Consider the following 23,830-nt stretch of genomic DNA (forward strand, 5'->3'; position numbering starts at 1 on the left):
TGGGTGTCATGCCGATCCCCTTCCGTCCGCGCCCCTCGCGTGCGCGCGTGGCCGCACTGACCGTCGTCTGCGTGCTGGCGTGCTCCCTGGCGGCGGGCTGCGACGAGGAGGCGCACAACGGGGATCCGACGGCCCAGAAGCTCACCTGGAAGGACTGCCCGGCCCCCTCCCAGGCGGAAGGCGGGGGCAGCGCGCCCTCTCCGCTGCCGCACGGCGGCACATGGCAGTGCGCCACCATGAAGGCGCCCCTCGACTGGGCGGACCCCCGAGGCGACACCATCGGCATCGCCCTGATCAGGGCCCGGGCCGACGGTGACCCCGACCGACGCATCGGCTCGCTGATCTTCAACTTCGGCGGCCCGGGCGGCTCGGGCGTCTCCACGCTGCCCGCCTTCGGCGACCAGTACGCGGCCCTGCGCACCCGCTACGACCTGGTGAGCTTCGACCCGCGCGGGGTCGGCCGCAGCGCCGGCGTGCGCTGCGAGAACGACCAGCGGCTCGACGCCTACTTCCAGCAGGACGCCACACCCGACGACGCCGCCGAGCGCACCGCCCTGCTGGACCACACCCGGACGTTCAACGCGGCCTGCGAGAAGCACTCCGGCAGGACGCTCCCCCATGTGCGGACCACCGACGCGGCCCGCGACATGGACCTGATGCGCCAGGTGCTCGGCGACGACCGGCTGTACTACTTCGGCATCTCCTACGGCACCGAACTCGGCGGCGTGTACGCCCACCTGTTCCCGAAGCACGTGGGGCGGGCGGTCTTCGACGGGGTCGTCGACCCCACGCAGACGTCCGAGCAGGGCACGCTCGGGCAGGCCCGGGGCTTCCAGCTCGCGCTGCGCAACTTCGCCGAGGACTGCACGTCCAAGACGGAGGACTGCCCCGTCGGGGACACCGCAAGGGACGTCGAGGACCGCATCACGCACCCCCTGCGGGCCCTCGACCGCAAACCGATCCCGGGTATCTTTCCGCGGATGCTGACGGAGAGCGCCGCGACCAACGGCATCGCGCAGGCGCTGTACGCGAAGGAGTTCTGGGCGTACCTCACCGAGGGCCTGGAGCAGGCCTACGCGGGGAACGGCCAGACCCTGCTGCTGCTGTCCGACCTGATGAACGGGCGCAGCGAGAACGGCGAGTACAGCAACCTCACGGCCGCCAACGTGTCCGTCAACTGCGCCGACGACAAGCCGCGTTACTCGGTCGCCCACGTCCAGGAGCAGCTGCCGGGGTTCCGGGCCGCCTCGCCCGTCTTCGGGGACTTCCTGGCCTGGTCCATGGTGACCTGCACCGACTGGGCCGTGCCGGGCGCCGCCGACCATCCGGACGTGAGCGCGCGGGGGTCGGCGCCGATCCTGGTCGTGGGCAACACCGGGGACCCGGCGACCCCTTACGAGGGCGCGCGCAGGATGGTGGACGCGCTGGGCCCGGGGGTCGGGGTGGAGCTGACGTACAAGGGGCAGGGGCACGGCGCGTACGACAGCAAGAACAAGTGCGTGCAGGGGGCGGTGAACGGCTACCTGCTGAACGGCAAGACGCCCACCGCCGGAACCGTCTGCTCCTGACGCCTGACGCCTGACGCCTGGACCGGGTGGCACCTGACCCCGGCGCCTGAACCCGATGCCTGACGCGGTGACCGCCTCGAACCCCGAACCCCGGAGCCCCCGAACCCCCGAGCCCCGGCCAACGAACGCCCGGCCCTCGAACGCCCGGCCCTCGAACCTGGAAACCAGCAGGTCAAAAGGTTATCCACAGGCTGAAACGGCCGGATCGCCCGCCGCCTAATATGGCCTGACAGCCGTCCGCCACCGAGCGTGGACGGCCTGCGAGGGGGGACGTGCGATGGCGCGATGGGGACGGTGGACGGCGCTGGGAGCCGCCGCCGCACTGCTGGCGACGGGCTGTGGCGGCGGGTCGGGCGGGAGCGGGGACGGCAAGGGGAGGACGGCCGACGTCCACGCCTCGGCCGGCTCCCCCGCGGCGACGGGATCGGCGGCCGCCCCGCCGGCCTCACTGACCGGGCAGAAGCTGGACTGGGGCCGCTGCAAGGGCGCCGGGGGTTCGGCCGCACCGGGCGCCGAATGGCGGTGCGCCACGATGAGGGCGCCGCTGGACTGGTCGAAGCCGGACGGCGACACGATCGGCATCGCTCTGGTGCGTGCCACGTCCCGGGCGAGCGGAGACGACCGGGCCGGCTCGCTGCTGTTCAACTTCGGCGGGCCCGGCGGCTCGGGCGTCACGACGCTGCCCGCCTTCGGCTCCATGTTCTCCTCGCTGCGCGAGCACTACGACCTGGTGAGCTGGGACCCGCGCTCGGTCGGCGCCAGCGAGGGCGTCCGCTGCCGCAGCGACAAAGACGTCCAGGCCGCCGAATCCCTGGACTACACCCCGGACACCCCGGCGGAGGAACGGGCGTTCTTCCAGGACGCCACCGGCTTCGGCAAGGGCTGCGCGAAGGCGGCGGGCCCCCTGCTGGCGCACGCGTCGACGACCGACACCGCCCGCGACATGGACCTGATGCGCCAGGTCCTCGGCGATCGCAAGACGCACTACTTCGGCATCTCCTACGGCACCGAGCTGGGCGGGGTGTACGCCCATCTGTTCCCCGAGAACGTGGGACGGATCGTCCTGGACGCGGTGGTCGACCCGACCGCCGACGCGGTGGGCCATGCGCAGAACCAGGCGCGCGGCTTCCAGCGGGCCCTCGACGACTACCTCGCGTCGACCGGCGAGGACCCCGAGAAGGGCAGCCGGGAGATCGCGGACCTGCTGCACCGGCTCGACGCCGAGCCGCTGCCCGCCTCCGGCGGACGGAAGCTGACGCAGACGCTGGCCCTGACCGGCATCGTGCTCCCGCTGTACAGCGAACAGAGCTGGCCGAGCCTGACCAGCGCCCTGGCGGCGGCGAAGAAGGGCGACGGCGCCGAGCTGCTTGCGCTCGCCGACGGCTACAACGACCGCGACTCCTCGGGGCACTACGGCACCTCGGCCCACTCCCAACGGGTCATATCGTGCCTGGACGACAGGCAGCGGCCCACCGCGGAGGAGACGAAGCGGCGCCTGGCGCAGTTCGAGAAGATCTCCCCCGTCTTCGGGGACTTCCTGGGCTGGGACACGGCCGGCTGGTGCCACGACTGGCCGGTGGCCGGGCAGTACGACACCCCGGAGGTGAGCGCACCGGGCGCGGCGCCGATCCTGCTGGTCGGCAACACCGGGGACCCGGCGACGCCGTACGAGGGCGCGCGCAGGATGGCGGACGAGCTGGGCAAGGGGGTCGGCGTGCTGCTCACCTGGAAGGGCGAGGGACACGGCGCCTATACGGGCGGGAACGACTGCGTCGCCTCGACCGTGAACGCCTACCTGCTGAAGGGGACGGTCCCGAAGGACGGCAAGGTCTGCTCATGACGACGGCGGGGGCCGCACGCACTCGTGGTACGCGCGGCCCCCGCCGGTCCCACCGGGCGACCCGGTGGGCGGAGCGAACGGCTCTGTCAGTAGACGGGCTTGCTCGGCTCGATCTGGTGGACCCAGCCGATCACGCCGCCGCCGACGTGGACGGCGTCCGAGAAGCCCGCGGACTTCAGCACGGCGAGGACTTCCGCACTGCGGACACCCGTCTTGCAATGCAGGACGATCTTCTTGTCCTGCGGCAGGCCCTCCAGGGCGGTGCCCATGAGGAACTCGTTCTTCGGGATCAGCTTGGCGCCCGGGATGGAGACGATCTCGTACTCGTTCGGCTCGCGGACGTCGATGATCTCGATGTTCTCGCCGTCGTCGATCCACTCCTTGAGCTGCTTGGGAGTGATCGTGGCGCCGGCCGCCGCCTGCTGGGCCTCCTCGGAGACGACGCCGCAGAAGGCCTCGTAGTCGATGAGCTCGGTGACGGTCGGGTTCTCGCCGCAGACCGCGCAGTCGGGGTCCTTGCGGACCTTGACCTGCCGGTACTGCATCTCCAGGGCGTCGTAGATCATCAGACGGCCGACGAGCGGCTCGCCGATGCCCGCGAGGAGCTTGATGGCCTCGTTGACCTGGATGGAGCCGATGGACGCGCACAGCACGCCCAGGACGCCGCCCTCGGCGCAGGAGGGGACCATGCCGGGGGGCGGGGGCTCCGGGTAGAGGCAGCGGTAGCAGGGGCCGTGCTCGGACCAGAAGACGGACGCCTGGCCGTCGAAGCGGTAGATCGAGCCCCACACGTACGGCTTGTTGAGCAGCACGCACGCGTCGTTGACCAGGTAGCGGGTCGCGAAGTTGTCCGTGCCGTCGACGATCAGGTCGTACTGGGCGAAGATCTCCATCACGTTCTCGGCTTCGAGCCGCTCTTCGTGAAGGACCACGTTCACATACGGGTTGATGCCGAGGACGGAGTCGCGGGCGGACTCGGCCTTGGAGCGGCCGATATCGGCCTGGCTGTGGATGATCTGCCGTTGCAGGTTGGACTCGTCGACCTCGTCGAACTCCACGATGCCGAGCGTGCCGACGCCCGCCGCGGCCAGGTACATCAGCGCCGGCGAGCCCAGGCCGCCGGCGCCGACACAGAGCACCTTGGCGTTCTTCAGCCGCTTCTGCCCGTCCATCCCGACATCCGGGATGATCAGGTGGCGGGAGTACCGTCGAACCTCGTCTACGGTGAGCTCAGAGGCTGGCTCGACCAGGGGTGGCAGCGACACGGGGACTCCGTTGGTCGGTCGATCACTACGGTTGTTCTTCCCGTAACACTGCCACGGCCCTCTTCATTCCGAGACACCTGTTCCAATGCGCGAGACGATTTCGTCCCAGTAGCCGGGCATGGTCTCCCAGGGGTCGGCCAGGCCGGCGCGGTCGGCGCCGTCGGTGAACCAGATCGTGCCCGCGCCCTGCCAGCGGGCGATGCGCAGCGCCTCGTCGAGATGGCAGCGCGGCACGCCGTGCACGAAGTGGCAGAAACGCTCGGGCGGATGCTCGGCGGTCCACTCCGCCACCTGCGACCAGCGGTAGTCGTTCCACGAGCCGCGGAAGGTGACCAACTGCTCGGCGTGCTCGGCATAACCGGGGTGCGGGTGGGTTCCGTGGCCGAGGACGAGGTGGGGCGCCTCGTGGAGGGTGCGCAGGGTGTCGGTCGTGCGGCGCACCGCGGGCAGCGCGGCGCGCTCGGCGGGACAGCGGTCCAGGAGGAAGCCGTCGACCTGGTACCAGTCCAGATGACGGCGCGCGTCGAGGACCGTCTCGGCGAAGGCGCGGGCGCCGTGGCGCAGGTCGAGGCGGCCGAGGACGCGGACGCCCGCGTTGCGCAGCCGGCCCGTCCATTCCAGGCAGCGCGGGTCGGGGCGGACGCCGGGCCCGTCGGCGACGTCGAGGACGACCCAGTGCAGGGGCCGGCCGGGGCGGGTCAGCTCGGCCCACTCGGCCGGGGCGAGGAGGGGGTGGGCGAGGCCCGGAACGCCGAGGCCGGTGCGGACGTCGGTGGTTCCGGCGCCCGCGGCGCCCGCCGGTGTGCCGGTCAGATACGACATGCCGCCTCCATCCAGATGTCGGCGAGGGACTCCTCGAGGTTGATGCGGGGCCGCCAGCCGAGCCGGTCGCGGGCGGTGCGCACATCGGCCTGCTGCCAGCTCCCGCAGCCGTCCGGGTACGGGTACGCGACCGGCCCGGCGTGGTCGGGCTCCAGGCGGGGGTGGCCGATGGCGCTCCGGAGGTGGCCGCCGGGCGGGCCGTCGAGTTCGTGCAGCGCGCCGCCGTACCCGGCCACGCGCGCGAGGACCGCCGCGGCGTCGCGCAGCCGGACGGCGCGGCCGGAGCCGATGTTGATGACGCCCTGGGCCGCGGAGAGGGAGGCCGCGTGCACGGCGCGGGCGACGTCCCGGACGTCGATGAAGTCGCGCTGGACGCCGAGGCCGCCGAGTTTGAGCTCGCTGTCACCGGACTGCATGGCGCGGCGCATGGCCTCGGCGAGCCGGCCCAGCGGGGAGCCGGCGGGCGTGCCGGGGCCCGCGGGCGAGAACACCCGGAGCACGACGGCGTCCAGACCGGAGCCGAGGACGAGTTCGGTCGCGGCGAGTTTGCTGACGCCGTACGGGCCGCCGGGGCGCGGTACGGCGTCCTCCGCGGTGGAGGAGCCGGGCTGGCTCGGACCGTACTCGGCGCCGCAGCCGATCTGCACCAGCCGGGCGCCGCAGCCGCTGCGGCGCAGCGCCTCGCAGACGGTGGCGACGGCGACGGTGTTGTGGCGGGTCAGCTCCCGGGCGCCGCCGCGGGTGGTGCCGGCGCAGTTGACGACGACCTGGGGATGGACCGCGTCGAGGAACCGGGTGAGCGCGCCGGGGCTGCCGGACGCGAGGTCGAAGCGGACGTCGGCGTCGTCGCCGCGGCCGAGTGCGGTGAGCTGCACGGCCGGGTCGGCGAGCAGACGGTCGGCGACGAAGCGGCCGAGGTATCCGTTGGCTCCGATCAGAAGGACCCTCATCGTGCGGCTCCCGGGGTGTGCGTCGCGGCGGTGGCGGGGGCCGCGGGGGCTCCGGTCGTCCCGGTCGCCCCGTGTGCTCCGGCGACCGCGGGTGCCCCGGTGGCACCGGTGGCACCGGTCGCTCCGGATCGGGAGGTGGTCATCTGGTCTCTCCTTCGAGGGTGTTGCGGTGGGTCGCGGCCGGGTGGTGCGGGCACGCGCGCGTCGTGCCCTCGGGGCACGGTGGGGGCTGCGCCGCGCGCGGTGGCCGCGGGGGCGGGGGGCGGCGGGCTGGGGTCAGCACGGCTGGTCCGTCCGGGCGTGGGCGGAGGCCCTGGTCAGCGTGCGGGTCGCGTGGACGAGCAGGATCAGGGCGGCGCTCGCGCACACCGCGGAGGGGACGCCGGCCGGGCCCCAGGCGGCCAGGAGGCTCTCGACGGGGGTGGCCAGGAAGCCGCAGCCGGGCAGGCGGCCCGCGAAGACGGTGGCCGGGGCGAGGACCTCCGCCGCCCCGGCCGCCGCGACGACGACGGCGGGGACGTGGGCGGATCCGTGGACGGTGAGGAGGCGGGCGAGGAAGAGGAGGGCTCCGAGGGTGAGGACCGGGGCGTAGTCGGCGGGCTCGCCCAGGGCGGTGGCGCCGAGGGCGGTCAGGGCGGTGAGCGCGCCGAGGAACAGGGCGAGAGCGGCGAGGAGCAGGGGCTGCACTCCGGCCGCGAACTCCTCCAGGCCACGGCTGGAGTGCAGCCGGCGGCGGGCCTGGGCGGCGAGGAAGTGGGCGCTCCAGGCGGCGGGCGCGCAGGCCAGGGTGAGGGTGAGCAGGCGGGCGGCGGCAAAGGGCCAGGGGCCGCCCGTCGTTCCGTCGGGCAGCGCGTCGGGACCGCCGTGGACGGCGGCGCGCAGGAGGCCGTCGCCGAGGGCGGTGTAGCCGATGAGCCAGCAGGTCCAGGCTTCGGTCCGCTGGGATCGGGGGTGGTGGCGGCGGCGACCGCTCAGCGGGCCCCGGCGCAGCGTGGCGTGCACGGCGAGCGCCACGGCGAGCAGGCCCGCGGCGGTGACGAGCAGACAGGTCCGGCCGTCGGTGAGGCGCATGCCGGCCAGGGTCGCGGCGCACAGGACGCCGGGCAGGATGGTGAGCAGCGCCCAGTCGGCACGGGGTCGCGCCGGGGCGGCGGGGGCGGCGGGCGGGGGTGTGTCGCCGTCACGGGGCACGCGGGCGTACATCTCCTCGGCGAGGGAGAACACGTCGCGGTGCCGGAAGCGCGCGGCGGTGCGGTCGGTGACCCCGTGCGCCTCCAGGCCCGCCGCGATCTCCAGGGGGTCGACGGCGCGTTCACAGAGTTCGCGGTGGCGGTGCATCAAGGCCTTCACCGGGTCGGCCGCGCCACGGCGGGTGACGCCGGGCCCGCGGCCGCCGGAGGCTGGACCATCGGAGGCGGGGCCGTCGGGAGAGGAGCAGTCGGGAGAGAGGCCGTAGGGAGAGGGACCCTCGGGAGAGGGGCCGTAGGGGGTGGGGTTCTCGTCGGAGGGACCGTCGGGGGCGTCCGACGCCGCTCCGGGCCGGTCCAGTTCGCCGAGCCCGCTCATCGCGCTCCCTCCGTGGCGGCGACCGGCGAGGGCTCCCGCGGCGTCGGCCCGGCCGTCCGGGACGGGCCGTACCGGGTGGCGTCCCGCGCGGCGAGGTCGAGCCACAGGCCCGGCAGGCGGGCCTCGGCCGGGACGGCGAACGGCCGGGGCTCACCGTCGTCGTCGAAGACGTGCGGGCTCACCGGGGCCCGGGAGACGAGGTCCAGGTAGATGCCGTGGAACGCCGCCACGTTCTGCTCGACGGTGAACAGTTCGAGGGCACGGGCGCGGGCGGCGGCGCCCAGGCGCGCACGGCGCTCGGGATCGCGCAGCAGCGCCCCGCAGGTCTCCGCGAGGGCCCGCGGATTGCGCGGCGGAACGACCAGTCCCGTGCCGCCGACGACCTCGACCACCGCGCCCACGTCGGTGGACACGGTCGCGCGGCCGCAGAACATCGCTTCGACCAGACCGACCGGGAACCCCTCGACGACGCTGGACAGCACGACGACCGCGCCGGCCGCGTACACGTCCGCGAGGGTGGGCGCCTCCGGGTCGCCGATCTCCTCGAAGGACACCGGGTTGTCGCCGACGCTGTGCGGTCCGTCGGCCTCGTCGGGGAAGAGCTGGGCGGCCAGCATCCGGCAGTGGCCGAGGTAGGCCCGGCCCTCCGCGCCGGTCGCGGCGCCGACGATCCTCAGGCGTGCCCTGGGCTCCGCCCTGCGGATCTCCGCGAAGGCGTGCAGCAGGGACACCAGGTCCTTCGCCGGCTCCACCCGGCCCACCCAGACGAGGGTGTACGGGTCGGCGGCGTCCGGGGCGTCGCCCACTCCGGCGAAGCGGGACGCCTCCATGCCGGGGTAGACGGTGCGCAGTTTGGCGCGGTCGGCGCCGCAGCGCTCCTGCCAGCGGCGGGCGTGCGCGTTGCCCGGGGTGACACAGGCCGCCCGCCGGTACGCCTCCGCCGCGAGCCTGCCGTGGAAGGCGGCGAGCAGGGCGCGCACGGCGGGCGCGGCCTCGGCCGGGGGCGCGTCCGCGGAGCCGGCGCGCGAGGGTCCGCCCCCGCCCAGGTAGTGCGTGCGCAGCCGTACCCCGTACTCGGTGACCAGCAGCGGCACGTCGAAGAAGTGCCGGGCGAGCAGTCCGGGCAGGACCGCCGCGCCGCCGGACGTGGCATGGCACAGGTCGACGGAGCCCAGGCCCGCGCCGTCGTCGCCGCCGTGGTCGTCGTACCAGTCGAGCGAGAGGGGGCGCAGGGCACGTTCGAGGTGGGCCGCGACGGTGAGGAGATCGGGTACCCGCGCCTCGCGCGCCGGGCGCAGCGCGCCGGGCGCGCGGCAGGCGCGTTCCAGGGCGCGCACCGCGCCCTCCGAGCGGAGCGCGCCCACGAGGCCACCCTCGTCGCGGGCGAGTTCGGCGAGGCCGTACAGCGCGTTGGCGAAACGGTCCGCCTGAGCGGTGGACCGGGTTTCGGAGGGGGCCGTGGCGTCGGCGGGACCGCCCTCGCACAGAACGGCCGCCAGTTCCTCGTAGCACTCCGCGAACCGCCGGCGCGCGCGCCGCCCGTAAGCGACCCCGTCCTCCTCGGCCCGCCACAACGGCGCGGTGCGCACCTGTCCGACCTGCGGCGGAAGGGCGATCCAGCCCGCTTCCTCCTGCTGTTCGGCCCGGCTGAGCGCGTAGACGTCGAACCGGTGCTGCCCGAGCCCGCGCACGAGCCGGTCGCACCAGGCCCCGGCGTCACCGCTCACATACGGATAGCCACCCTCCGTAAGCAGTCCGATGCGCACGCGCTCTCCCGATCTCCCGTTGGGGGAGCCGCCGTTGACCCGGCGGCTCGCAGCGGGACGAACGTATGCGGACAAGGCGGTGGTGCGACGGACGGTTGTCCGTCGCACCACCAAAAGGGGTGAACGGACGTAACTTTCCCGTGCGGGTCGCGTTCGCTCGCGCTAAGAGATCAGCCGGCCACGCGATGTCACACTGCCGCATGCGACGTCACGCCGCGGCAGGTGCGCCGGGCCCCGCCGTGGCTCACGGCAGGACCCGGGGCGAACTGCGACGCTTCGTCAACGCCCGGGGAAGGCCCAGGGGTTGGGCAGGCAGTGGATGCCGTCGTGGTCGAGGAACTTCGTCTGCTGCTGCATGACGGGCGCGAGTTCGCCGTCCTTGTCGCAGGTGACGTGGCCGAAGCCGAGCCGGTGACCGACCTCGTGGTTGATCAGCATCTGCCGGTAGGCGTACATCCGGTCGCCGAAGGTCTTCGAGCCCTGCGCCCACCGGTAGGCGTTGATCATCACGCGCTCGGTGGACGCCGAGTCGCAGGAGACGTTGTCCTCGGTGGTGTCCAGCCCCGACTTGGCGCACCAGACGGCGGTGGTGCCGGGGCTGGCGAGCGTGATGACGAAGTCGGGCTGGCCCGAGTGGATCCGCTCGAAGGTGCGCGCACCGCCGTGGGCCCAGCTGCGGTCGTCGTTGAGCGTCTGCTGCACGGCTTCGGCGAAGAGCGCGCCGTCGAGTCCGAGGCCCTGCTCCACGTCGACGCGGTAGGTGTACTTGCGGCCCTTGCCGGGGGCCTTCGCGACACCCGGGACCGCGTCGAAGGCGCCTGGGCCCTTCAGCCGGGCGCTCAAGGGGTACCGGGCGGCCATCTTCTGCGCGTAGGTGAGCGTGACCGCGCCGGTGGACGCCGAGGGGGTGGGCCGGTCGTCCCCGCGCGTGGTGTCGTCGACGGCGCCTGCGCGGCCGGCCGCCGCCTGCGGGCGGACGATGTCGTCGTCGCGTCCGTCGGTGACCTGCCCGGCCACCACGACGGCCAGCACCGTGGTGACGGCGGCGGCCGCGATGCCGGTGAACGTGCGCCCCTTGGCGCCCTTGGCGCCCTTGGCGGGGGCGGGCACGCCGGTGGACGCCGTGCCGCCGGCCGCGTCGACGTCGGCCGGCGCGGCCGGGCGGGCGTCGCGGGTGACGGTGCGCGTTCCGGCGGTCGCGGCGTGCGGAGTTCCCTCCCGTGCCTCCCGCGCGCGCGGCGGGTAGAGCGTCGCCGGGCGGGCGAAGACGTCGTCCTCGTCCTCGTCGAAGGCCGCGAGGTAGTCCTCGCGGGGGCCTCTGCGGGGGTTCCTGCGCGGGCCGCCGTCGGAAGCGGGTCGTTGTCGCGGTATCACGGGCTGCCCGGTACCCGCTCGCTGTCTCGGCTCACCCCAGCCGCCACCGGCTTCCCGCTGCTCGGGGTGGCCTCCGCGCACCTGCGGGATCCCGCCGCCGGGCGTTGCGTCGGGAAAGCCGGGGAACCCGGTGAACCCGGGAGAACCGGAGGAAGGGGGCGCTCCCTGCCCGGACGGCCCTTCGTGCCGGGGGTACGAGGACCGCGCGCCGGCGCCCCTGGTGTCGTGCTGCGAAGGCCCCCGCGAGGGCCCCGGTGGCGGTACGTCGGGAGAGCCTTCGGCGCCGCCCTTGACGTCACCCTTGGTGCCGCCCTTGGGGGCGGGCCCGCGCCGGCTGTGGCGTCCCACGTCGGCCTCAGCCCCCGGACTTCTCGGTCGAGGTCTCGGCCAGGAGCTCCCGGAAGGCCGACGCGACCGTCTCGGGGTACTCCATCATCGCGACGTGGCCGGCGTCCGGCAGGGTGAGCAGCCGGGAGTCGCGGAAGGCGCGGGCGGACCGCTGCGCCATGCGGAAGCCGACGAGCTGGTCACGGCCGCCGTAGACGAGCAGCGTCGGGGCGAGGACCCGCTCGGCCTGCCGCCACAGCCCGTGCTGGCCGCCCAGGGTGTAGGCGTTGAGCAGCCCGCGCGTGGAACGCGTCAACGCGTCCCAGAAGTAGGGCAGTTGCAGCCGCCGCTCCAGCTCCTGCACCGCGTGCCGGAACGCCTCGGGACTCACCAGCGCGGGATCGCCGTAGCAGAGCGCCATGACGCCGCGGACGCGCTGCTCGGCCGTCCACTCACGGGTGAACCGGCTGAAGAGGGCGGCGACGCCGGGCAGTCCGACCAGCCCGGTGGGCACCGCGGTGCGCTGCACCCGCAGTTCCGGCAGGGCGGGGGAGACCAGGGTCAGGGTGCGCACCAGGTCGGGCCGGACCGCCGCCACGCGCGTGCACACCGCGCCGCCGAGGGAGTTGCCGAAGAGGTGGACGGGGCCGCGCCCGGAGGCGTCGAGACAGCGGATCACGGCACGCGCGTGCGCCGTGAGGGAGTAGTCGCCGTCGTCCGGCGGCGGGGAGTCACCGAAGCCGGGCAGGTCGACGGCCTCGCTGGCCACGACCCCGTCGAGCAGGGCCATCAGCGCGGACCAGTTCTGCGAGGAGCCGCCCAGACCGTGCACGTAGAACGCGGGCGGGAGCCCTTCGCGCGCGGGCGGCCGGGAACGCACCGTCAGCGTGACGCCCGGCAGCCGGACCGACCGCAGCCGCTCGCCCTCCGCGACCCGTACCGCGATCGCCTTCGGCAGCACACTGGTGGGCGGCACGGAGGGCAGCTCGGTCGAAGACATGCGGCAATGTTACGAGACGATCACACGCGCCCTTGTGTGTTCGCCGTCACAGGCATGGCCCGAACATCCGTCGGCCGGCCGCCGCGGCCGCGCCATACCGGCGCGAATCGGGGGCACCCTGCACAGCGATCGCATAGCGTCCGAATCGGGTGTCTCCTAGGCTCGTACCGAGGGCACCCGCTAGTGGCCCCCGCACCTCGCGGGGCTTTCGCAGGAAGGGAGCCCGTCATGGCCGTTGACCCCACCGACCCGGGGACGTTCGAAGAGGACGACGACTTCGGGGAGATCGACGTCGAGGCGCCGGAGAACGACGCCGCCGAGCAGTCCACGGACGTCAAGCCCGAGCGCGACGACCCCCTGGAGGACGTGGATCCCGCGCGGGCCGACGAGGCGGATCTCGTCGAACAGGCGCGCGTGGTGCCGCTCGAGGAGGAGGACTATCGCTGACGGCGCTGAGCTGGAGCGGGACGCCAGTATGCCCGGAACGTGATGTTTCGAAACCGTCTCTACCGCTTCTGCCGTCGTCCAGTCCGTGAAATTCTGCGCTCGCACCGCGCGCACGACGGTTACCGAAAAGTACGATGGCGGCGCGGCGCTCACCGCATGAGGGACGACTTTGGGAGGCGGCGTGACAGCCATCGAGCAGACAGAGGCGGCGCGCCCGCGGGGCACTCGCCTGCCGCGCCGTGCCCGACGGAACCAGCTGCTGGGCGCCGCCCAGGAAGTCTTCGTCGCACAGGGCTATCACGCGGCCGCGATGGACGACATCGCCGAGCGGGCCGGCGTCAGCAAGCCCGTGCTCTACCAGCACTTCCCGGGCAAGCTCGACCTGTACCTGGCCCTGCTGGACCAGCACTGCGAGTCCCTCATCCAGGCCGTGCGCGGCGCGCTCGCCTCGACCACGGACAACAAGCAGCGCGTCCGGGCCACCATGGACGCGTACTTCGCGTACGTGGAGGACGACGGCGGCGCGTTCCGCCTGGTCTTCGAGTCGGACCTGACGAACGAGCCCGCGGTGCGCGAGCGCGTCGACAAGGTGACCACCGAGTGCGCCGAGGCGATCTGCGAGGTCATCGCCGAGGACACCGGCCTCTCGCGCGCGGAGTCGATGCTCCTCGCCTCCGGCCTGGGCGGCCTCGCGCAGGTCGTGGCGCGCTCCTGGCTGCACAGCGACCGCAGCGTCCCGCGCGACCAGGCGGTGCAGCTGCTGGCCTCGCTGGCCTGGCGGGGCATCGCCGGTTTCCCGCTGCACGGCACCGACCAGCACTGACCCCGGAGCCGGTCGGCGCTGCCCCCGGAGCCCCCGGCAGCGCCGACCGGGGGGGGCCGAACGCCGCCCGCGCGGGCGGTCGGCCGTTTGTTCCCGCCCGCTGTTCGCTCCTGGCGTGGACGGCCGGGCCGTGCACGTCCCCTCACCGGGCTAATGTGTGCAGCGTACGGCGCGGACGCCCGCGCACCTCGTGACCGTCGGAGGGACATAGCCGTGGAGGTCAAGATCGGCGTGCTGCACGCGCCTCGCGAGATCGTTCTGGAGAGCGGTCAGACTCCCGAGGAGGTCGAGCGCGTGGTGGCCGAGGCCCTGGCCGGGAAGTCACAGCTGCTCAGCCTCGTGGACCAGCACGGCCGCAAGGTCCTGGTTCCGGCCGACCGTCTGGCCTACGTCGAGCTGGGCGAGCCCGCCCCGCGCAAGGTGGGCTTCGGCGCTCTGTAGGCGAACGAACGCGGGAGGGCCCGGCGACCGAGAGGTCGCCGGGCCCTCCCGCGTTCACCGTCCCACCGCCCCGGCGGACGTTGCTCGCCGTCGCCCTCCTGCAAAGAACCGCCCGTAGTGGCATTCGCGAACGGGGGTACCCGTCGTCGGCGTCGGCACCTCGCACCGGGCGCGGACCGCCCGCGAAGTGAGGATTGCCTTTCGCAGGTCACGGGTATGACGGGCTACGACCACGGTGCACAGCCCCGGCGTCTGGGAGGGACCTACATGATCTTGGAAGCGCTCGGCTCAGCTGTGCTCGGTGTCGTGCTCGCGTGGGCGGCGCTCACCCGCCTCTCGCACCGCCTGCCGGTCCGCACCCTCGTCTACGCGACGGGCGTCGCGGGAGCCCTGTTCGGCGACTTCGTCACCCACAGCGCACTCGGACCGGGATCGGCCCTGCCGAGCCTCCTGGGCGCGGCGACCGTCTCCGCCGCCTCGCTCTCGCTGCTCCTGCGCCCGGCCGGCCTGCGCCGGCGCCGATCAGCCCCGGCGTGACCGAACCCCGGCCCGTGAGCCCGAACCCCCGGCCCACGAGCCCTGAGCCGACCTGAGACCCCACCGACGGCCCAGGAAGAGCGCCGACGGCCCGCGAGCCCACCGACGGCCCGTGAAGGACCGCCGCGCGCGGACCCGGTCCCGAGGTTCCGTGGCGGCCGGCGCCACGACGTCGACTGCGTGGTGGCCGGCCCCGCCGCGTCGCCGTCCTAGGCGGCCAGCCCCAGCGCAGCCATCCGCTTGGTGTGCGCCTCGGTGATCCGGGAGAACATGCGGCCCACCTCCGCGAGGTCGAAGCCGTCCGCCACCCCGCCCACCAGCATCGTCGACAGGGCGTCGCGGTCCGCGACCACCCGCTGGGACTGGGACAGGGCCTCGCCCATCAGCCGACGCGCCCACAGCGCGAGCCGTCCGCCCACGCGCGGATCGGCGTCGATCGCGCCCCGCACCCGGTCCACGGCGAAGCCGGCGTGACCGGTGTCGTCGAGCACCGCCAGCACCAGGCCCCGGGTGTCCCCGTCGAGCCGCGCCGCGACCTCCCGGTAGAAGTCACTGGCGATCGAGTCGCCGACGTAGGCCTTGACCAGGCCTTCCAGCCAGTCCGACGGAGCCGTCTGCTTGTGGAAGCCGTCCAGCGCGGCGACGAACGGCTCCATCGCCGCCGTCGGCTCCTCACCGATCTCCGTCAGCCGGTCGCGCAGCCGCTCGAAGTGGTGGAACTCGGCCGACGCCATCTTCGCCAGCTCGGCCTTGTCCTCCAGGGTGGGCGCCAGTTTGGCGTCCTCCGCGAGCCGCTCGAACGCCGCCAGCTCGCCGTAGGCCAGCGCACCCAGCAGGTCCACGACGGCGGCCCGGTACTGCGGGTCGGCGGCGGCCGTCGCCCAGTCCTGGGCGGCGATCCCGGTTGCGGGGGCGGTGTTCTCGGGCTTGTCAGAGGTCGTCATGAAGCGCACAATAGCCCGCTCCCCGCACGGTGGAAGTCCCTGGTCAGTCAGTGTGACGACGAAGACGTACGGGACCGGGCCCGGCACTGTGACAACCACAACGTGACCGGATCGGCCATCGCATGTGCACGATTCCGGGGTATGGTGGTAATGCGCCTGCCGAATATTCGACGGGCCGCACGTATGAGGATGCCCGGTCGGTGGCCCGATCGGCTCCGACCCGACAGCCCTCATGGCTCGTACGGCACATCGCGTACGCAGGCCAGAGGGACACCCTCCAGCGGTACGAGCGCTCGAGCGTCGGCAGTGGTCCCGTGCCGAACGGCTTGCCCTCACGGCTCGCCCGTAAGGCCGCCGACGTCCCCGGCACGGTCCGTCAAAGACCCCCGCGCTCGCCTCGCACCGCGCACACAGAAGAGGCAGCACCCTGACTACGACGTTTCGAGAGCTCGGAATCCTTCCCGAGACCGCCGAGGCCCTGGAGGCCGTCGGCATCACCACCGCCTTCCCCATCCAGGAGATGACGCTCCCCGTGGCCCTGTCGGGCTCGGACGTCATCGGACAGGCCAAGACCGGCACCGGCAAGACGCTGGGCTTCGGCCTCCCGCTCCTCGAGCGGGTGACGGTCCCCGCCGACGTCGAGGCCGGCCGCGCCGCGCCCGAGTCCCTCACGGACGCCCCGCAGGCGCTCGTCGTCGTCCCCACGCGCGAGCTGTGCACCCAGGTCACCAACGACCTGCTGACCGCGGGCAAGGTCCGCAACGTGCGCGTCCTCGCCATCTACGGCGGCCGCGCCTACGAGCCGCAGGTCGAGGCCCTGAAGAAGGGCGTCGACGTCGTCGTCGGCACCCCGGGCCGACTGCTGGACCTCGCCGGTCAGCGCAAGCTCGACCTCAAGCACATCAGGTCGCTCGTGCTCGACGAGGCCGACGAGATGCTCGACCTGGGCTTCCTGCCCGACGTCGAGAAGATCATCAACATGCTTCCGGCCAAGCGCCAGACCATGCTGTTCTCGGCGACCATGCCGGGCGCGGTCATCAGCCTCGCCCGCCGCTACATGTCGCAGCCCACGCACATCAACGCCACGTCGCCCGACGACGCCGGCCGGACCGTGGCGAACACCAAGCAGCACGTGTACCGCGCGCACAACATGGACAAGCCCGAGATGGTCGCGCGCATCCTCCAGGCGGAGGGCCGCGGCCTGGTCATGGTGTTCTGCCGTACCAAGCGCACGGCGGCCGACCTGGCCGACCAGCTCCAGCAGCGCGGCTTCGCCTCCGGCGCCGTCCACGGCGACCTCGGCCAGGGCGCCCGCGAGCAGGCGCTGCGCGCGTTCCGCAACGGCAAGGTCGACGTCCTCGTCTGCACCGACGTCGCCGCCCGCGGCATCGACGTCGAAGGCGTCACGCACGTCATCAACTACCAGTCCCCCGAGGACGAGAAGACGTACCTGCACCGCATCGGCCGCACCGGCCGCGCGGGCGCCAAGGGCATCGCGATCACGCTGGTCGACTGGGACGACATCCCGCGCTGGCAGCTCATCAACAAGGCGCTGGAGCTCGACTTCAGCGACCCGCCGGAGACGTACTCCACCTCTCCGCACTTCTACGAGGACCTCGGCATCCCGGCCGGCACCAAGGGCATCCTGCCGCGCGCGGAGCGTACGCGTGCCGGACTCGACGCCGAGGAGCTCGAGGACCTGGGCGAGCCGGGCGGCCGGGGCGCACGCGGTCGCAACGACCGTGGCGGCCGGGACCGCGGCGGACGTGGCGACCGGGGCGACCGCGGCGGCCGCAACGGTTCGCGTCCGGGCGACCGGCCCGCTGAGCAGTCCGACGAGCGTGAGCGTTCGGCGCGCACGCCGCGTCGCCGCCGCCGCACGCGCAACGGCGCCCCCCTCGACGCGACGTCCGCGCCCGCCGGGACCGCCGGCACCGAGCAGGTCCCCGCGGCCGCGCAGCAGCCGGCGGACGAGACCACCGCGACGCGCACCCCGCGACGCCGTCGCCGCACCCGCACGGGCTCCGCACCGGAGCTCGCGGCCGCGACGACCGTGACCGACGCCGTCGCCCCCGCCGCCGTGGCCGCGGTGGCGACGGTCGAGAGCCCTGCCCCGGACACCCTGAGCGTCCCTGCGCAGGAGGCGACGGAGGACGCGGCGAAGCCGCGCCGCCGCCGTACCCGCCGGGCCGCCGAGGCCGCGCCCGCCGTCACGGTCACTGAGCTGCCGGCCGCCGAGGCCCCCGCGGCCGAGGCCGTCGTCGACACGGCGGAGGCCGCGGACAGCACCCAGGCCAAGCCCCGCCGCCGCACCCGAAAGGCGACGGCGCCGACCGAGGCCGCGGTCGAGACCGCAGTCGTCGAGACTGCAGTCGTCGAGGCCGCAGTCGTCGAGGCTCCGGCGGCCGAGGCCAAGCCGCGCCGTACCCGCAAGGCAGCGGCCGCCCCGGCCGAGGCGGCGGTCGACACGGCCGAGGCCGCGGAGGCCAAGCCGCGCCGCCGCACCACCCGCAAGACGGCCGCCCCGGCGGAAACCGCCGTCGGCATCCCGGCCCAGGCCACCCAGGAAGCGGAACCCGCCAAGCCGCGCCGCACCCGCAAGACCGCCGCCACCGCCCCGGCCCCCGCCGAGGCCGAAGCAGCGGCCACCGCACCGGGCGCGGTCGACACGGCCGAGGCCGTCGAGGCCAAGCCGCGCCGGCGCGCCACGCGCAAGGCCGCCGCCCCGGCGGAGGCCGCCGTGGACACGGCTGAGGGCGTGGAGAGCGCGGAGACCAAGCCGCGCCGCACCCGCAAGACGGCCGCCACCGCCGTCGAGGCGACGCAAGCCCAGCCGGCCGCCGAGACCGTCGAGGCCAAGCCGCGCCGTACCCGCAAGGCAGCGGCCGCCCCGGCCGAGGCGGCGGTCGACACGGCCGAGGCCGCGGAGGCCAAGCCGCGCCGCACCCGCAAGACGGCCGCCACCGCCGTCAAGGCGACGCAAGCCCAGCCGGCCGCCGAGACCGTCGAGGCCAAGCCGCGCCGCACCCGCAAGGCAGCGGCCGCCCCGGCCGAGGCAGCGGTCGACACGGCCGAGGCCGCGGAGGCCAAGCCGCGCCGCCGCACCACCCGCAAGACGGCCGCCCCGGCGGAAACCGCCGTCGACATCCCGGCCCAGGCCACCCAGGAAGCGGAACCCGCCAAGCCGCGCCGCACCCGCAAGACCGCCGCCACCGCCCCGGCCCCCGCCGAGGCCGAAGCAGCGGCCGAGGCGAAGCCCCGGGTGCGCCGCGCCCGCAAGGCGACGGCCGCCGCGGAGCCCGCGGAGGGCTGAGCGAACCCGCACGACCCGTCGGCCCGGTCCCTCTCACGAGGGGCCGGGCCGTCGGCGTTCCGCTGAGCGGGTCCCGGCGAGGGCGCGCCGCGATCTCTGCCGGTAGCCTCGGCACGTGACCAGGCCGACCATCGCCACCCCCTTCCCGCCCCCTCCCGGCGCGCGGGCGTACGCGCTGCGCACCGACCGCGGCGAGTTCGCCGTCGTCGACTCGCCCGTTGCCGCCGGTGTCGAGCCCCGCGGTGTCGCGCTGCTGCTGCCCGGCTTCACCGGCAGCAAGGAGGACTTCCACCGGATGCACGCGCCGCTGGCGGTTCGCGGCTACCGGAGCGTCGCCGTGGACGGCCGCGGCCAGAACGAGTCCGACGGCCCCGTGGAGGACGAATCCCCCTACGCACAGGTCGAGTTGGCGAGGGACGTGCTCGCGCAGGCGGCCGCCCTCGATGCCCCGGTGCATCTGCTGGGGCACTCCCTGGGCGGACAGATCGCCCGGGCCGCCGTACTGCTGGACCACTCCCCCTTCGTCTCGTTCACGCTCATGTCCTCGGGCCCCGGCGAGATCTCGGAGTCCCAGAAGCAGCGGGTGAAACTGCTGCACGACGCGCTCGCGGTGATGTCCATGCCGCAGGTGTGGGCGGCGATCCTGGCGATGGGGCCGCCCGAGGAGGTCGGCGGCCCGGCCCACGGCTTCGGCAAGCTGGACCAGATGCGGCTGCGCTGGCTCAATCACAAGCCCGCCCAACTCCTCGCGACCGGACGTCAGTTGTACGCCGAACCGGACCGCGTGGGCGAGCTGGCGGCGGTGCCGCTGCCGATGCACGTCCTGTCGGGCGCGCGGGACGACACCTGGCCGGTGCCGCTCCTGGACGCGATGGCCGTGGACCTGGACGCGCACCGCACGGTCGTGCCGGGCGCCGAGCATTCGCCGAACCTGGACAAGCCCCTGCCGACGGCCCACGCACTGGCCGACTTCTGGGACCGCAGCCACTGAACCGACCCGGCCGGCCGCACCGACCCCGCGCACGGATGGGACGCGGTGCACCGCCCTGGGGCGTGTTCCGAAAGTCCCGTCTGCCGGGCGACGCCTGGCACGCGCCCTAGTACTGCGTCCGCACGTGCTCCCAGAAGCCGTCGCGCAGCGATCGCCTGAGGTCGGCCTGGCCGCGCAGAGAGTACTGAAGGATGCCCTCGGCCTCCACGAGGAGGTCCTGGTCCACGGAGCCGGGGAGGTAGGGGTGACCCGGCAGCAGTTCGGCCAGCGTCTCCCTGCCCCGCGCCACCAGCCATTTCGCCGCGACCTGCGCCCCGACGAAGCGCACGGCCTCCCGGCTGGGTCGGCTCGCGCCGCCCGCGTCGTAGGCGACGGTACGCCGTGAGACGTACGGCTTGAAGAAGTCGAGGTCGAGGGTGCGCTGGCTGTCCACCTCCCAGAGCAGCGGCTCGGCCTGATTGCGGCCGTCCGGCGCCTCGATGCCCCACAGGTGGACGCGCGCGCCGTACCCCTGGGCGGCCTCGACGGCCGAGACGAGGTCCTCGTCGCCGCCCAGCAGGGCCGCGTCGCTGATGGCACGGTGGCGGGCCAGGGACTCCAGATCCGTGCGGATGAGCGAGTCGACGCCCTTCTGCTGGTTGTTGGCGTTGAGGTTGCCCAGGCGCACCTTGACGTCCGGCAGCTCGGCGATGGACTGCTGCTCGGCGGTGTGGATGCGGCGCCGGGCGCCGTCGTACCAGTAGACGCGCAGCAGGCGGCTGTCGGCGAAGATCGAGCGGGCGCGGTCGATGAGCGCCTCGATGAGGCCCTCGGCGTCGAGGTCGAAGGCCCGGCGGTCCTCGGTCCCGGCCACCAGGCGTCCCGCCGCCGCGTAGAGGTATCCCGCGTCGACGAAGATCGCGTGGGTCGAGGGCGTCTTGGCCACCTCGGCGAGCATGCGGGTGAGCAGCTCGTTCGTGCGGTCGATACGGGCGGCGAGGGCCGGGAGGTCGTCGTTCATCGCCCCCCATTGTCCCGGTGGTCACGCTGCGAACACAACCGGTCCCGTTCAGTCTCCGCAAACCCCCTTACTCGTTAGTAATTAGTCGTTCGAAAAATTTCTTTAGCGTAGGGAATGTTCGTAACATGCGCCGCGTTGACTACTCATGTAGCAGCACGCACAGCAATCCTCCGCGAGGGGGATGACCAGACGAAGGGAGAAGCAATGCGCTTCGAAATCATGCGACTCGACGACGTCGACGGCACGCCCGTGGACAGCACCGTCGTGGACGCCGCCTCCGTCAACCGGATCGTTCAGCAGGCCGCCGCCATCGGGCAGCGGCTGTGGATCCGTCCGGCCGACGCCTCGGCCTCATAACACGGGTCCCGTACAGATTTTCAGAGCCCCCCACGGCCAGGCCGTGGGGGGCTCTGTGTGCAGGGGACCGTTCAGCTTCCGCGGACGACCTGGGTGATGCCGTTGATGATCTGCTGGACGGCGATCGCGGAGAGCATCATGCCGGCGAGGCGGGTCACCAGGACCACGCCGCCGTCCTTGATGACCCGGATGATCAGCAGCGAGTACCGCATGACCACCCACAGGACCACGTGGATGGCGAGGATCGCCGCCCACACCGAGACCTGTGTGGCGACGCTGTCGGCCTTCTGCACGGCAAGGATGACGGAGACGATCGCGCCCGGTCCGGCCAGCAGGGGCATGCCCAGCGGGACGAGGGCGACGTTGACGTCCTTGGTCTGCTTGGGCTCGTCGGTCTTGCCGGTGAGCAGGTCGAGCGCGATCAGCAGGAGCAGCAGTCCGCCCGCGATCATCAGCGCGGGCACCGAGACGTGCAGGTAGTTCAGGATCTGGTGGCCCAGCAGCCCGAAGACGGCGATGACGCCGCCCGCCACGCAGACCGCCTGGAAGGCCATCCGCTTCTGCACCTTGCCGGGGCGACCGGCGGTCAGGGCGAGGAAGATCGGGGTGATCCCGGGGGGATCCATGATGACGAAAAGGGTGAGGAACAGGGAGCCGAAGACGGCGACGTCGAACATCAGTGCGAGAGCCTTGCGGGGAAGAAGTCAGAAGGGGGACGCGAGGACGGGCCTCAGGCTCCGCCGGCGCCCGGGACCGGGAACGCTCCCGTGGCGCGCCGGGTGATCTCCCCGTACACCTCGGGGTCGGTCGTGTACTCGCCCAGCTCGCAGGTCTTGCGGCTGCCGTGGTAGTCCGAGGAGCCGGTGACCAGCAGTCCCAGGTCCTTCGCCAGCCCGCGCAGCCGTCCCCGCGTGTCCGCGTCGTGGTCCATGTGGTCGACCTCGATGCCGTCGAGGCCGGCGGCGGCCAGCTCGGCGATCGCCGACTCCGGCACCGTGCGCCCCCGCTTGGCGGCGGCCGGGTGGGCGAACACGGTGACCCCGCCCGCGCCCTTGACCAGCCGGATCGCCTCGAACGGGTCGGTCTCGTGCTTCTCGGCGTAGGCGCGCCCGCCGTCGGCCAGCCAGTCCTGGGTGAAGGCGTCGCTCACGGTGGGGACGACGCCCAGCTCGACCAGGGCGGCGGCCACGTGCGGACGTCCGACGGACCCCTCCCCCGCGATCCGCGCCACCTGCTCCCAGGTGACGGGTACGCCCAGTCCGTTCAGCTTGGCCACCATCGCGCGCGCCCTGGGCACCCGGTCGTCGCGCACCAGCTCGCGCTCGGCGAGCAGGGCGGGCTCCTCGGGGTCGAAGAGGTAGGCGAGCATGTGCATGCTGACGCCGTCGATCCGGCAGGACAGCTCGGCGCCGGTCACGAGCGTGAGCCCCGAGGGCAGCGCGGCGACGGCCTCCGCGTGTCCGCGGGTGGTGTCGTGGTCGGTCAGCGCAACGACGTCCAGACCGGCGGCCGCCGCGTTGCGGACCAGCTCGGCCGGGGTGTCCGTACCGTCGGACGCCGTGGAGTGGCAGTGCAGGTCGATGCGCACGACGCGGGCTCCAGACGGTGACGGACGGATGGGGACGCCCCAGCATAGCCGGTGGCCGACCCCCTCATGTCACACCCGAAACCGCCGAGCACCCCCTACATGCGCGGGGTGGGCGCTACGGCTTGAGCAGGCGGGGCGACAGGGCTCCGCACGGGACCAGCTCGACCTCCGCTCCCGCGTCCCTCAGGTCCGTCAGCACCAGTTCGTCGTACATCAGCAGCCCGGACTGCTCGGGCCAGACCACCGCCCACAGCCACAGCCCCCGGGCCTCGCCCGCGAACACCGCGCGGTCGTCCGGGGTGGCGGAGACATGCCAGAGGGGGGTGGGGCGGCCGGCGGCGAGCACCTTGGCCTGCGGGGGTTTCTCGACGCTCATGTAGGGCCCCGGATCGGGTCCGTCCACACCGGCGTAGCGCGCGCCGAGACCGACGCCGAGTTCCTCGGCGATCAGGATCAGCTCACCCACGCCGCCGAGCGGGCCGGGCCCCGTGCAGGCGACCGCGGTGGCGCGGCCGCCGCTGCGGTCGTCGCCCGCGTATGTCACACCGGTGAAGAGCCAGCCGACCGGCAACGGCCACGGCATCCACACGGGTACCTGCGTGCGGTGCACGACGACGCCGAGGGCCTCGACGCTGGGCGGGATCACGGGCTGCAGCGGATGGACCGCCCCGTGCACGTCGCACTGCCAGGAATCGGCGAAGAGTCCGGGAGCCCTGACCCGGCCACCACACTTCGGGCAACTGGGTTCGCCCCTCATAGAGCCCCACGGTCCTACCCGATCCCGCCCACGTCAAGGACGATCACCCGTCCGGACGGAATCCGGCCGGGGAAGGCCGGCGGAACGCCGCCGGAAGCCCGGCGGAACGGCGGCGGGGCGCCCGCCGGGACACCTGCGGGACGCCCGCCGCCCG

21 protein-coding genes are annotated in these 23,830 nt (G+C 73.6%); 9 read left to right on the forward strand and 12 right to left on the reverse strand.

The window, feature by feature from the left end:
• Positions 1–8: 8 nt before the first annotated feature.
• Both ACGFSH_RS07395 and ACGFSH_RS07400 read left to right on the forward strand, forming a co-directional pair.
• Entirely contained in the window at positions 9–1,568 is a 1,560-nt protein-coding gene (locus tag ACGFSH_RS07395) for an alpha/beta hydrolase (RefSeq protein ID WP_393345870.1), read from the forward strand.
• Positions 1,569–1,845: 277 nt separating this feature from the next.
• Positions 1,846–3,408: an alpha/beta hydrolase gene (locus ACGFSH_RS07400; protein ID WP_393345872.1), complete on the forward strand. Its 1,563-nt coding sequence runs from the start codon at positions 1,846–1,848 to the stop codon at positions 3,406–3,408.
• Between the two features lie 86 nt (positions 3,409–3,494).
• Here ACGFSH_RS07400 and moeZ read toward each other — a convergent pair whose 3' ends face one another.
• From moeZ to ACGFSH_RS07435, 7 genes are all read right to left on the reverse strand, one after another.
• Positions 3,495–4,673, reverse strand: a complete 1,179-nt coding sequence (moeZ, locus tag ACGFSH_RS07405) for an adenylyltransferase/sulfurtransferase MoeZ (RefSeq protein WP_256909364.1) — start codon at positions 4,671–4,673, stop codon at positions 3,495–3,497.
• Between the two features lie 63 nt (positions 4,674–4,736).
• On the reverse strand, positions 4,737–5,495 hold the full coding sequence (locus tag ACGFSH_RS07410) for a spherulation-specific family 4 protein (protein ID WP_393345874.1): 759 nt from the start codon (positions 5,493–5,495) through the stop codon (positions 4,737–4,739).
• Positions 5,483–6,445 (reverse strand): NAD-dependent epimerase/dehydratase family protein, encoded by a 963-nt coding sequence (locus ACGFSH_RS07415; RefSeq protein WP_393345876.1) that lies wholly within the window; start codon positions 6,443–6,445, stop codon positions 5,483–5,485. The genes ACGFSH_RS07410 and ACGFSH_RS07415 overlap by 13 nt, the downstream gene beginning before the upstream one ends.
• 276 nt (positions 6,446–6,721) lie before the next feature.
• A complete protein-coding gene (locus ACGFSH_RS07420) occupies positions 6,722–8,011 on the reverse strand; it encodes a hypothetical protein (RefSeq protein ID WP_393345878.1) in 1,290 nt (429 codons plus the stop codon).
• Positions 8,008–9,777 carry a DUF3492 domain-containing protein gene (locus ACGFSH_RS07425; protein WP_393345880.1) on the reverse strand — a complete coding sequence of 590 codons (1,770 nt, stop codon included), beginning with the start codon at positions 9,775–9,777 and terminating at the stop codon, positions 8,008–8,010. The genes ACGFSH_RS07420 and ACGFSH_RS07425 overlap by 4 nt, the downstream gene beginning before the upstream one ends.
• Before the next feature lie 279 nt (positions 9,778–10,056).
• The gene (locus ACGFSH_RS07430; protein ID WP_393345884.1) at positions 10,057–11,151 is read right to left on the reverse strand and encodes a DUF3152 domain-containing protein; all 1,095 of its coding nucleotides are present in this window, start codon (positions 11,149–11,151) and stop codon (positions 10,057–10,059) included.
• Between the two features lie 355 nt (positions 11,152–11,506).
• Positions 11,507–12,478, reverse strand: a complete 972-nt coding sequence (locus ACGFSH_RS07435; protein WP_393345886.1) for an alpha/beta fold hydrolase — start codon at positions 12,476–12,478, stop codon at positions 11,507–11,509.
• A 228-nt stretch (positions 12,479–12,706) separates the two neighbouring features.
• On the opposite strand from ACGFSH_RS07435, the gene ACGFSH_RS07440 reads away from it, so the two are divergent.
• From ACGFSH_RS07440 to ACGFSH_RS07455, 4 genes are all read left to right on the forward strand, one after another.
• A complete protein-coding gene (locus tag ACGFSH_RS07440; RefSeq protein ID WP_393345888.1) occupies positions 12,707–12,925 on the forward strand; it encodes a hypothetical protein in 219 nt (72 codons plus the stop codon).
• A 181-nt stretch (positions 12,926–13,106) separates the two neighbouring features.
• Positions 13,107–13,748, forward strand: coding sequence for a TetR/AcrR family transcriptional regulator (locus ACGFSH_RS07445; protein ID WP_069771643.1), 642 nt, complete (start codon positions 13,107–13,109; stop codon positions 13,746–13,748).
• A gap of 213 nt (positions 13,749–13,961) precedes the next feature.
• Positions 13,962–14,189 (forward strand): DUF3107 domain-containing protein, encoded by a 228-nt coding sequence (locus ACGFSH_RS07450; protein ID WP_020130831.1) that lies wholly within the window; start codon positions 13,962–13,964, stop codon positions 14,187–14,189.
• A 267-nt stretch (positions 14,190–14,456) separates the two neighbouring features.
• Complete coding sequence (locus ACGFSH_RS07455; protein WP_393345890.1) at positions 14,457–14,726, forward strand: hypothetical protein; 270 nt, start codon at positions 14,457–14,459, stop codon at positions 14,724–14,726.
• A gap of 209 nt (positions 14,727–14,935) precedes the next feature.
• On the opposite strand, the gene ACGFSH_RS07460 is transcribed toward ACGFSH_RS07455, so the two are convergent.
• Positions 14,936–15,679: a ferritin-like fold-containing protein gene (locus tag ACGFSH_RS07460; RefSeq protein WP_393345892.1), complete on the reverse strand. Its 744-nt coding sequence runs from the start codon at positions 15,677–15,679 to the stop codon at positions 14,936–14,938.
• 511 nt (positions 15,680–16,190) lie between these two features.
• Between ACGFSH_RS07460 and ACGFSH_RS07465 the strand changes: the two genes are divergently transcribed.
• Together ACGFSH_RS07465 and ACGFSH_RS07470 are read left to right on the forward strand one after the other, a co-directional pair.
• Positions 16,191–18,983 (forward strand): DEAD/DEAH box helicase, encoded by a 2,793-nt coding sequence (locus ACGFSH_RS07465; protein WP_393345894.1) that lies wholly within the window; start codon positions 16,191–16,193, stop codon positions 18,981–18,983.
• Positions 18,984–19,098: 115 nt separating this feature from the next.
• Positions 19,099–19,974: an alpha/beta fold hydrolase gene (locus ACGFSH_RS07470; protein WP_393345896.1), complete on the forward strand. Its 876-nt coding sequence runs from the start codon at positions 19,099–19,101 to the stop codon at positions 19,972–19,974.
• Positions 19,975–20,080: 106 nt separating this feature from the next.
• Here the strand turns inward: ACGFSH_RS07470 and ACGFSH_RS07475 are convergent, their stop codons facing one another.
• The gene (locus ACGFSH_RS07475; protein WP_393345898.1) at positions 20,081–20,974 is read right to left on the reverse strand and encodes an NYN domain-containing protein; all 894 of its coding nucleotides are present in this window, start codon (positions 20,972–20,974) and stop codon (positions 20,081–20,083) included.
• A 204-nt stretch (positions 20,975–21,178) separates the two neighbouring features.
• Here ACGFSH_RS07475 and ACGFSH_RS07480 point away from each other — a divergent pair, with 204 nt between their 5' ends.
• Positions 21,179–21,331 (forward strand): hypothetical protein, encoded by a 153-nt coding sequence (locus ACGFSH_RS07480; protein WP_094103735.1) that lies wholly within the window; start codon positions 21,179–21,181, stop codon positions 21,329–21,331.
• Between the two features lie 71 nt (positions 21,332–21,402).
• On the opposite strand, the gene ACGFSH_RS07485 is transcribed toward ACGFSH_RS07480, so the two are convergent.
• The 3 genes from ACGFSH_RS07485 to ACGFSH_RS07495 all read right to left on the reverse strand — a co-directional run bounded on the left by ACGFSH_RS07485 (position 21,403) and on the right by ACGFSH_RS07495 (position 23,676).
• Positions 21,403–22,008, reverse strand: coding sequence for a MarC family protein (locus ACGFSH_RS07485; RefSeq protein ID WP_329413356.1), 606 nt, complete (start codon positions 22,006–22,008; stop codon positions 21,403–21,405).
• A gap of 53 nt (positions 22,009–22,061) precedes the next feature.
• Complete coding sequence (locus ACGFSH_RS07490) at positions 22,062–22,919, reverse strand: PHP domain-containing protein (RefSeq protein ID WP_393345901.1); 858 nt, start codon at positions 22,917–22,919, stop codon at positions 22,062–22,064.
• A gap of 115 nt (positions 22,920–23,034) precedes the next feature.
• Positions 23,035–23,676, reverse strand: coding sequence for a DUF6758 family protein (locus tag ACGFSH_RS07495; protein ID WP_393345903.1), 642 nt, complete (start codon positions 23,674–23,676; stop codon positions 23,035–23,037).
• Between the last annotated feature and the right edge of the window lie 154 nt (positions 23,677–23,830).

Origin of the sequence: Streptomyces sp. NPDC048481 (assembly GCF_043200075.1) — a bacterium.
Lineage (GTDB): Bacteria > Actinomycetota > Actinomycetes > Streptomycetales > Streptomycetaceae > Streptomyces.